Annotated in this window: 3 protein-coding genes; all 3 read right to left on the reverse strand. The window is 37.6% G+C overall.

Features of this window, described 5'->3' with window-relative positions:
* On the reverse strand, positions 1–5,516 hold a 5,516-nt coding region (locus ACFIMW_RS08345; RefSeq protein WP_375697390.1), incomplete at its 3' end, for a hypothetical protein.
* A 787-nt stretch (positions 5,517–6,303) separates the two neighbouring features.
* Entirely contained in the window at positions 6,304–9,861 is a 3,558-nt protein-coding gene (locus ACFIMW_RS08350) for a Vomp family autotransporter (protein WP_375608766.1), read from the reverse strand.
* An 815-nt stretch (positions 9,862–10,676) separates the two neighbouring features.
* Positions 10,677–11,131 (reverse strand): YadA-like family protein (locus tag ACFIMW_RS08355; RefSeq protein WP_375697391.1); only part of this gene is annotated, 455 nt, incomplete at its 5' end.

Below are 11,131 nucleotides of genomic sequence, written 5' to 3' on the forward strand. Positions count from 1 at the left end.
CCTTCATAGCGCGCTCCTCCACCTAAATACATCGCTAGTGTCTTATTCAAAGAATAAAGCTGGTTACCCGTAATCGCATCACTAGACCCTTCAGAAATATCTCCATCTAAAAGTAACTTCAGTTTGCTCTTGCTTCTCTTGCCACCTTGCCCATGAAGCGCTACATACGCACTATCTTCATCACTCCACAACAATGCATTCTGCTTAATATTGTCAGTAACCTCTGTGTTGCTTTGAGTAAACTCTTTTTGAAGATTCTCAAAAGAGAGCCCTACACCTGCAAATGCTTCCGCTATAGTACTATAATCTTTATCTTCAACTTTAGTACCATCCTCACTAACGCTCTTAAATTTGAATGTAGGACTTATCCATGTGCCGTTTTCATAGCTAGCATTACCGCCTAAAGTTTTCGCAACACTATAACCTAGAGAATAGAGCTGATTACCAGCTATAGCATCGCTTGAAGCAGCTGTAATGTCTCCATTCTTCAGAGATGTAAGCTTGTTGTTCTCTTTATTGTCTCCATGTGTTGATACAAAAGCGCCTTTAGTCTTGTCCCATAACAAGGCATCTCCTTGAACTTCTTGAGTAATATTCGTGATGTTTTGAGTAAATTCATTAAACTTATTCGTGAGATTATTATTCACATTCTCAATATTGCTATCAAGACCTGCAAATGCACTTCCAACATCGTTATAAGAACTCCTTGCTACCTCACCTTTGTCAGAAATATTAGAGATCTCATAAGTTGGAACAGTTAAAGCACCATCTTTAAAGGAAGATGCTCCACCTAAGAATTTAGCAATATCCTCACCAATTTTATTGATCTGACCACCCGTAATTACATCATGTGAATCCTTGATAATCTTACCATCAGCAACATTGTGAAGACCAACAGAGGTAGAACCCTTACCTTTTCCTAAAGTTATATTTGTATAATCAGTTTCACCCTCTTCCTTTTTATCGTAATGCACAACAGCGGAATCTTCTGACTGAAGGCTGGTAGAAAGCTCCTTCAGACTTGCATCAAGCTGACCCTTGTTAACGGCATCATTGTCTTGTTCTGCATCTTTCACACCAGAAAGAGTTCGATTCTTACCATCATTATCGGAAATAGTGATTTTATTACCGTACTTTTCTGCGCCAATCTTGATTAGCTGCTTATCTTCATCCCACTTAACAAGGCTATCACTGACAACATTCGTAATTTCATTGTTAATCTCTTTGCGAACATTCGTGATGGAAGCACCAACTCCAGCCAAGGCCTCCGCTACAGTTTTATATTCCTTATCTTCAACATCACTGCCACCATCCTTAACTGTCTTAACCGTGAACGTAGGAGCGGTCCATTGGCCTTCTTCATATTTAGCGCCACCGCCGAAATACGAAGCAACCTTCTCATTTGTCTCAAAAAGCTGAGAACCATTTATTGCCTCAATTGAATCTTTAGAGATTGTTCCACCTATTACACCGGAAATGGTTCGGTTCTCATTATTCTTGTTTTGAAGATTAATTATAGTACCACCTGTTTCCTTACCAATGGTAATAGGATCGCCCTCTTTATCTTGTTTAACAAGGCTATCACTGACGACTTTGCCAATCTCCTTATTAATTTCATTATGAATATTCGTGATAGAATTATTAACACCTGTAAAAGCTGCAGCTACATTATCATACTTCTCTTCAGTCTCTGTACCTTCTGTATCAAACTTTTTAATCGTAAAACTTGGAGCGGTCCATTTTCCTTCTGTATAGCTAGCGTTACCACCGAAATACGAAGCAACACTGCTACCAAAACTATGAAGCTGATTACCAGCTATTGCATCACTTGAAGTAGCTGTAATGTCACCATTTGCAAGAAATGTAATTTTACTGTTTTCTGGGGTTGCTACAGTTCCATCTTTTTCTTCTTTGCGCTTTTCATGGCGCGCCACAAACGCATTTGCTTCCTTGTTCCATAACAAAGAATCCTGCGCCACACCTTCAGAAACTTCCTTAATCCGTGTATTAACATTCTTGATATTTGTATCAAGTCCTTCAAAAGCTGAACCGACATCAGTAAAAGGTTTATCTGTTATCTTGCCATCTTTATCAATCTCCGATAAACTATAGGTTGGATTTGTAAACACACCATTATTAAAAGTTGCATTACCACCAAGGAATTTAGTAACATTTTTAGAAATTGTATTGATCTGACCACCATTAACCGCATCATGTGAACTCTCAGAAATCACACCATCGGCAATATTATGCAAACCAACTGGTTTTTTATCTTTACCACCCAAAGTTACACTCGTGTAATTAATGGCGCTATTATCACCCTCTTCTTTATCGTAATGAACAACAGCTGAGTCATCAGATTGAAAACTATTAGAAAGCTTCTCTAAACTTTCATCAAGCTGGCCTTTGTTAACCGCTTCATTATTCTTTGTTGCTGCCGCCACACCAGAAAGAATACGCAACTCATTTTTGCTGTTGGTAAAACTGATTTCTGCACCTTCTTTTTCAGCACCAATCTTGATAACCTTCGTATCTTCATCCTGCTTGACAAGATTATCACTGACAACATTGGTCACATCATTATGAACATTTGTAATGGAACTCGCAATACCAGCAAATGCATCCGCTACACTATTGAAAATCTTTTCCTCACCAACACTACCATCAGAATTGACAGTTTTAAGCTTGAAGGTAGGAGCAACCCATTCTCCTTTTTCATACTTAGCACCACCACCAAAGGACTTGGCTATATTCGTGGCTACAGTGGTAACATTTTGATTTGTAGTAAACAACTGAGAACCAATGACCGCTTCATTTGAATCTTCTAAGAGCGCTCCACCTTTTATACCTGTAAGAGTACGCTTTTCATCTTTGTTATTGGCAATATCGATTTTATCACCACCTGTATCTTTACCAATGCTGATGTGTTCTGTTGTAAGATCCTGTTTTACGAAACTACTGGCTGCTACTTGTTCTTTAACATCCTTTTCAACTTTTTGCAGTTGCAAAAAATTCACAGCGTCAGTATCTGCAGTACCTGCGGCAACTCCAGAAAGAGTCCGATTATTACCATCCTTATTTGTAATATCGATTTTAGTGCCTTCTACTTCTTTACCAATAGTGATCCGATTTGTATCTGCCTCTTGCTTAACAAGGCTATCACCTTTCACATTAGTAATCGCACTGGTAATCTCTTTAGTAACCTCATTTTTAACATTCGTGATAGAACTACCAACTCCAGTCAAAGCCTCCGCTACAGTTTTATATTTCGTCTCTTCAGAGTTGCCATCATCCTTAACTGTCTTAACCGTAAATGTAGGTGCTGTCCATTTGCCATTTTCATACTCAGCTTCACCACCTAAAGACTTTGCAACACTGCTACCTAGTGTATAAAGCTGGGAACCATTTACGGCATCTGTTGAGTCTTTAGTTATATCTCCATTCTGAAGAGACGTAATCTTGCTGTTTTCTTTTTTCTCTCCATGTGTTGCTACAAAAGCTGTATCAGTCTCGCTCCATAGTAAAGAATCACCTTTAACTTGTTGCGTAATATTCGTTATGTTTTGAGTAAGTGTGTCAAACTTATTTGTTATATTATTATTGATAGTCTCAATATTGGTATCTAACTGCCCTTTGTTAACGGCATCATTGTTATTCTTTGCTTCTCCAACACCAGAAAGAGTTCGAGCCTCACCACTTTTATTGGCGATATTGATTTCACTGCCTTCTGTTTTTGCACCAATAGTGAGACGGTGCATCTCTTCTTGTTGAACAAAGCTCTCGCTTTCAACTTTAGTAATCACATTTGTAACCTGTTCAGTTAATTTATTCTGAACATTCGTGATAGAACTACCAACACCTGCAAGTGCATCTGCTACATTGTGATAAGTCTCATCTTTTTCCTTACCATCAGAGTTAACCGACTTTATTTTAAAAGTTGGATTTGTCCACGTGCCATCTTCATATTTAGCGTCACCCCCAAAAGACTTGGCTATATTCGTGGCTACAGTGGTAACCTTTTGATTTGTAGTAAACAGCTGAGAACCTGTAACCGCTTCATTTGAATCTGTTGAGAGCGCTCCATCGTTTATACCAGTAAGAGTACGCTTTTCATTTTTATTGTTGGAAATATCGATTTTATCACCATCTGTATCCTTACCAATGGTGATGTGTTTCGTTGCAGAATCTTGCTTCACAAAGTTACTACTGGTTGCTACTTGTTCTTTTATTTCCTTCAGTTGTCCAAAATTCACCGCATCGGTGCTTTCAGTACCCGTTTCCACTCCTGTTATCTTTTTACTACCAGCATCAATACCACCGGTGACTATTTTAGGACCTCCAGAAATTACTAAACCTGTTGCGTCTAGGGTACTGCTTCCTGCAGTTACTTTATTGACTGCAATTTCCTTAGCCAGATCAAATTTTATATTATTATCTTTATCACCTTTTGTAATCGTAAGATTTGTACTTGCTGCTGATAAATCGACTTTGCTCTTTATGCCAACAGTTGTAGCATTTGCACCCCCAACAGACAGGTTCCAACCTTGATCTACGTAACTTTGTAAGGATTGAAGCTGCGCAACATTAACAACATCAGTTCCGTTCGTGCCTGCTGCTACTCCTGTAATTTGCCGTGTTTTTTTATTACCAGCATCACCAACACTGACTGCACCCAGCGTACTCCTCCATGTGAAATCCGTATCAGTTGCAACTTTTTTAAGTAAAGGATTAAAACCAGCAACATCTTTAGCAACATCTGCCACAGAACCACTACCTAAAGCAACGCTCCCATATTCCTTTACCTGTGCTCTATCACCAATAACAGTAGTCGCAGGAGCGTAAAAATGCACATAATTACCGATACCAATGGCCGATTCATAGAGGCTATTTTTTGAATGTGTCTGCATACCATTACCAATAGCAATGATATTACTGCCCTTCACGTCTGGACTCTTACCTATCAATATATTCTCATTATTTCTTGGAAGCACACCAATTCTTTCAGCTATGGGCATTGCCCGCGTATTCAACATTGTGTTATTCTTTGTTGTATCCCGAACACTAGACGATCCAACATCACCATTATAATCATCATCAACAGGCAACAACGTTCTTTTCGTACTTATATCGTTAACCGCTATTCTTGTAAGCTGTGGCGCTTTTTTATGACCAACATTTCCAACTCGTGCAAAACCGCCGTTTTCTGTTAAAACATTCACGACAGAACTCTTGTCACTCTTATCGGAAAGGGTTTTGGTTAAAAAATTTGCGTAGTCATCAGAAGTATTCAAACCAGCAACAGAGATGATACTTTTTAGATAAGACACATCAGCACTTTTTAAACCTTCAACAAATGTATTTCTAAAATCAGGATTTGCTGAAACAACAGGAGAAACATTTGATAAAAATGCAACCATTGCAGCAAACGAAACACTCTTAACCAAAGAAAATGAATGAGGAGAACGAAAATTTTTTAAATTACTCATTTCTGTTTGTATGGCATAGATTTTTTTCATAATGAACTCTCCAAGAAAAAAACTTTAGAAACACACTGAACAACACAAAAATGACACATTTTAACGATATAGAGTTATTGTAAATTAGGTTTTGGGCGTTTTGTTAGTGTTAGCATTTTGAATATTTATATTGTTGTATTTGTTTTATGTAATGAGATCTGGATATTAGACCTTTTAGGCGCAAAATATACATAGAGGATTTGAGGTTCTGATATGTTATTCTACTGCCTAACAATAAAGGAATTTTGTGTACTAATATTACTTTTTTACTTGATAATACTAAAAATACTTCACAGAGGTTTATTATATTTAGCTATTATAAAATTTCACTTTATTAGAAAATGTGGCTTTATTAACAACAAATTAAAGTAAAAGATATTGTAATATTTAAGAGGTTTAGATTATCCTGAATAACTGGTTTTTTGGTGATTTTTCTTTTTTCATGTATTATGCAAGGATACATGTATGCCTTTGTGATTTCTTTTCTGTCTTCACGCATTACTTGCCCCGCTTTGAAAATTTACTTAGCAAAATAAGTCTTACTCACTAAAATTTTTACTATTTATAAACCATATCCTAAAGATATCAAGAAAAAAGATTCTTTTGAAGTATTTAGAGAAAATAATTTACTGTAGAGGTAAAAATGTAGTTTCTTGGTAACAGTTGCTAAAAGATTTGCTGGGGGTAGAACCCATATTTTAATTGCGTTCATATGCTTAAAAAATTTTGCCCCTACTTCATAAAAGCAAGGGCAAATGGGGGAGTGTTAAATATCTTATTTTTATCACTAATTTAGCGTTACTCTAAATCCAGCGCCTACCCCCCATTGACCTCCTGAGCTCGTGACAGATAAGTTAGAACGAATTTTGCCACTTTCAGACATATAACCAGCACCAATAGCAAATGCCGATTGACTCCGCCACAAACCACTACCAAATGAAAAGCTTAACTTTCCAGGGGTGTCATCATAACTTAAATTAGACACAGCCAAACCAACAGCAGCTGCTTGCCTTGCCTCCTTGCGGACATCTTCAATGGCATAATTCAACGCCTCAAATTTCATATCTGTATAAGATTTCGACTCGTTAAAACCATCATTGATAAGACCACTAACTTGATCAGCCGTATATTTCTTCGCATCGTCAAGAACTATCTTCATCTGCTCTTCTGTATAATCATGCAACTGACCACCATTAACAGCTTCCTTAGAACCTGTCTCAATCTTACCGTCCCCGACATTGTCTATCAACACAGGTTCGCTGTCATTCCCACCCACCAATGTGATGCTATTGGTCTTCTTTCCCTCCGCATCTTTGTCATAGTTAACAGCTCCATCTATAACCGCAGTTTCAATATCTTTAACATGTTGGTCTAGCTTATCTACCTTATGATCAACCTCGTTGACCTTCTCATTCGTCTCCCATAGCTGACCTCCATTCACTACTTCTTGCGAACCTTTTTCAACCTTGCCACCCAAAACATTCGTAATCTTACTCGAAACCCCCTTATAACGCGCATCATACGATCCAGCGTCTTCATTCCAATGCAAACTATTCGTATCTATATTGCTAGAAACCTCTTTAATTCGGTCGTTGATAAGTGTCATACTCTCACTAACACCTTCAAAGGCACCTGCAACATCATTATAGTTCTTCTTATCCGATAAACTACCATCTGCATTAAAGCGCGCAACCTTGAACTCTGGAGCATGCCATGCGCCACCTTCATAGCGCGCTCCTCCACCTAAATACATCGCTAGTGTCTTATTCAAAGAATAAAGCTGGTTACCCGTAATCGCCTCACTAGACCCTTCAGAAATATCTCCATCTAAAAGTAACTTCAGTTTGCTCTTGCTTCTCTTGTCACCTTGCCCATGAAGCGCTACATACGCACTATCTTCATCACTCCACAACAATGCATTCTGCTTAATATTGTCAGTAACCTCTGTGTTGCTTTGAGTAAACTCTTTTTGAAGATTCTCAAAAGAGAGCCCTACACCTGCAAATGCTGCCGCTACAGTACTATATTCTTTATCTTCAACTTTAGTACCATCCTCACTAACGCTCTTAAATTTGAATGTAGGACTTGTCCATGTGCCGTTTTCATAGCTAGCATTACCGCCTAAAGTTTTCGCTACACTATCACCTAGAGCATAGAGCTGATTACCAGCTATTGCATCGCTTGAAGCAGCTGTAATGTCTCCATTCTTCAGAGATGTAAGCTTGCTGTTCTCTTTATTGTCTCCATGTGTTGCTACAAAAGCGCCTTTAGTCTTGTCCCATAACAAGGCATCTCCTTGAACTTCTTGAGTAATATTCGTGATGTTTTGAGTAAGTTCATTAAACTTATTCGTGAGATTATTATTCACATTCTCAATATTGCTATCAAGCTGCCTTTTGTTAACAGCGTCATTATCGTTCTTTGCTTCCCCAACACCAGAAAGAGTTCGAGCCTCACCATTTTTATTAGCGATATTGATTTCACTGCCTTCTGTTTTAGCACCAATAGTGAGACGATTAGTTTCTTGTTCTTGTTGAACAAAGCTTTCGCTCTCCACTTTGGTAACCACATTATTAACCTGTTCAGTCAATTTATTCTGAACATTCGTGATAGAAGTACCAACTCCAGACAAAGCACTCGCTACATCAGGATAAACCTTATCTTCAGAGTTGCCATCACCCTTAATGGACTTAACCGTAAAACTAGGAGCGGTCCATACTCCATCCTTATAACTAGCGCCACCACCAAAGGATTTGGCTATATTCGTGGCTACAGTTGCAACATTTTGATTTGTAGTAAACAGCTGAGAACCTGTAACCGCTTCATTTGAATCTTCTAAGAGCGCTCCACCTTTTATACCTGTAAGAGTACGCTTTTCATCTTTGTTGTTGGCAATATCGATTTTATCACCACCTGTGTCTTTACCAATGCTGATGTGTTCTGTTGTAAGATCCTGTTTTATGAAACTACTGGCTGCTACTTGTTCTTTTATTTCTTTCAGTTGTGCAAAATTCACCGCATCGGTGTTTTCTGTACCTTTTGCTACATTTGTTATCTTTTTACTGCCAGCATCAATACCACCGGTGGTTATTTTCGGACCTCCAGAAATTACTAAACCCGTTGCATCTAAAATATTGTTTCCTGTTGTTACTTTATTGACTGCAATTTCCTTAGCCAGATCAAATTTTACCTTATTGTCTTTCTCTCCTTTTGTAATCGTAAGATTTGTACTTCCAGTGGAAAAATCTACTCCGCTATCCATAATGACTGTTTCAGCATTTTTACCATCAACAGATAGTTTCCAACCACCACTTCTTACGAGACTTTCTAAGTCTTTTAACTGTATAACATTTACTGCATCGGTAGGATCACTACCAGCTGCTACACCTATAATCTGCCGCGTTATGCCCTGAGTAGGATCACCAACACTAACGGCACCCCGTGTGCTCTTCCAGTGCGCTTTAGTGTTTTTTGCCGGCCCCTGCAGCAAAGAAGTATACCCAAAAACACCAGCATCCCTATCGGCCACAGAATTTGCACCTAGCGCAACAGAACCATTTTTTAATGCTTTTGTACTAAATCCTAGAGCTGTACCAGCATCCTGTTCTACCCGCGCAAAACGACCAATAGCAACTCCATCATTCCTTAGTGTCTCTGTATCAGCACCAATGGCAACGCTCCCTCCCCTATGGATGTGGGAATTAGCACCAATAGCAACAGATGCTGCCAGCGGTGTTTTCTCCGGATCATTAGCATCTAACTGCGCCGTCACTTTAGAACCAATAATAACACTGGTCGTGGTTTTCGTAGAAACGCCGTCACCCAAAATAACATTACCTGCGTCTGCATTACCGCGTTCCATACTCGCACTACGTGTCATTTTCGTGATAGGATTATTTTGTGAAAAACTAGATACATTAATAATTTCTGTATTCTCATCATTCTGTGCAAGCTGTTGGTCTGCAAAGCTATCAACCACAAACGATCGTGAACTAATGAGAGATTTTTTATATTGCCCCTCTATATTCAACGTATTTTTCGATAACTTATTTCCGTCTTTCATGATAGAATTATTATCACTCGCACTAGAAAGGATTTTTGTTAAAAAATTTGCATAGTCATCAGAAGCATTTAAACTATTAACAGAAATGATACTTTGTGGATAAGACACAAGAGCGCTTTTTACACCTTCAAGAAATGTATTTCTAAAATCAGGATTTGCCGAAAAAACAGGGGTAATATTCGATAAAAATGTAGCCGCTGCAGCCAACGAAAGAACTTTAACAAAAGAAAAACGAGAAAGTTTTAATTCATTCGTTTCCTGTGTTCTATATAATTTCTTCATAATAAACTCTCCAATGAAAAATTTAAAAACACCTCCAAAACATAAAAAAGACACATTTTAGCATTAGTTGTTTCTTTAGAATTTGAAATGGAATATAATTGCTTAGAATGTGAGCGTTTTAAGAGTTTTATGTTTTTTATACTGATATCTGAATGTTGACTTTTTAATTTATGTTTTTTGGACACAAAGGTGATACATTTAGAGTGTAATAGGTGTTGATGTATTATTTTATTGCTTAACTTTGAAAGGTTTTTTTGCATATTTAATGTTACTTTTTTACTTGGCAGTGGCCACTATGAAATGCTTCTCGAAGAGTTTTAATGTGTTTTGCTATTTATAAATTTTAGTTTTATTAGAAGGCAGTGTTTTCTCAATAGAAATAAAGTGAAAAAATAACAATAAAATAGAGATTGTAATATTTAAAAAGTTTGGATTTTTTCGAATAATTGGCTTCCTAGGTATATTTTCTTTTTTCAAGTATTATGCAGTGGTATATACATTTTTTGTGTATTTTTTATCTTCACACATTACTACTCCCTTTGAAAGTTTATTTCCATCAAAATGAGTATACTTATAAAAAGCTTTGTTTCTTATAAAAGATATTTACAAGATATCAAGAAAAAAAGATTCTTTTGAAGTATTTAGAAAAAATAATTTACTGTAGAGGTAAAAATGTAGTTTCTTGGTAACAGTTGCTAAAAAATTTGCTCGGTGTAGAGCCCGTATTTTAATTGCGTTCATATGCTTAAAAAAATTTGCCCCTACTTCATAAAAGCAAGGGCAAATGGGGGATGTTAAATATCCTATTTTTATCATTAATTTAGCGTTAAGTTTATTCCAGCGCTTACCCCCCAGTGACCTCCTGAGCTCGTGACAGATAGGTTAGAGCGGATATTTCCACCTTCAGATGTATAACCAGCACCAATAGCAAATGCCGATTGACTCCGCCATACGCCCGTACCAAATGAAACACTCAACTTCCCTGGTGTATCATTATAACGTAAACCTGCTACTGCCAAACCAACAGCAGCGGCTTGCCTTGCCTCCTTGCGAACATCTTCAATGGCATAATTTAACGCCTCAAACTTCATATCTGTATAAGATTTCGACTCGTTAAAACCATTATTGATAAGACCACTAACTTGATCAGCCGTATATTTCTTCGCATCATCAAGAACTATCTTCATCTGCTCTTCTGTATAATCATGCAACTGACCACCATTAACAGCTTCCTTAGAACCTATCTCAATCTTACCATCCCCGACATTGT

Source organism: Bartonella sp. AC329YNZD, from assembly GCF_042196685.1.
In the GTDB taxonomy this organism is placed as follows: Bacteria; Pseudomonadota; Alphaproteobacteria; order Rhizobiales; family Rhizobiaceae; genus Bartonella.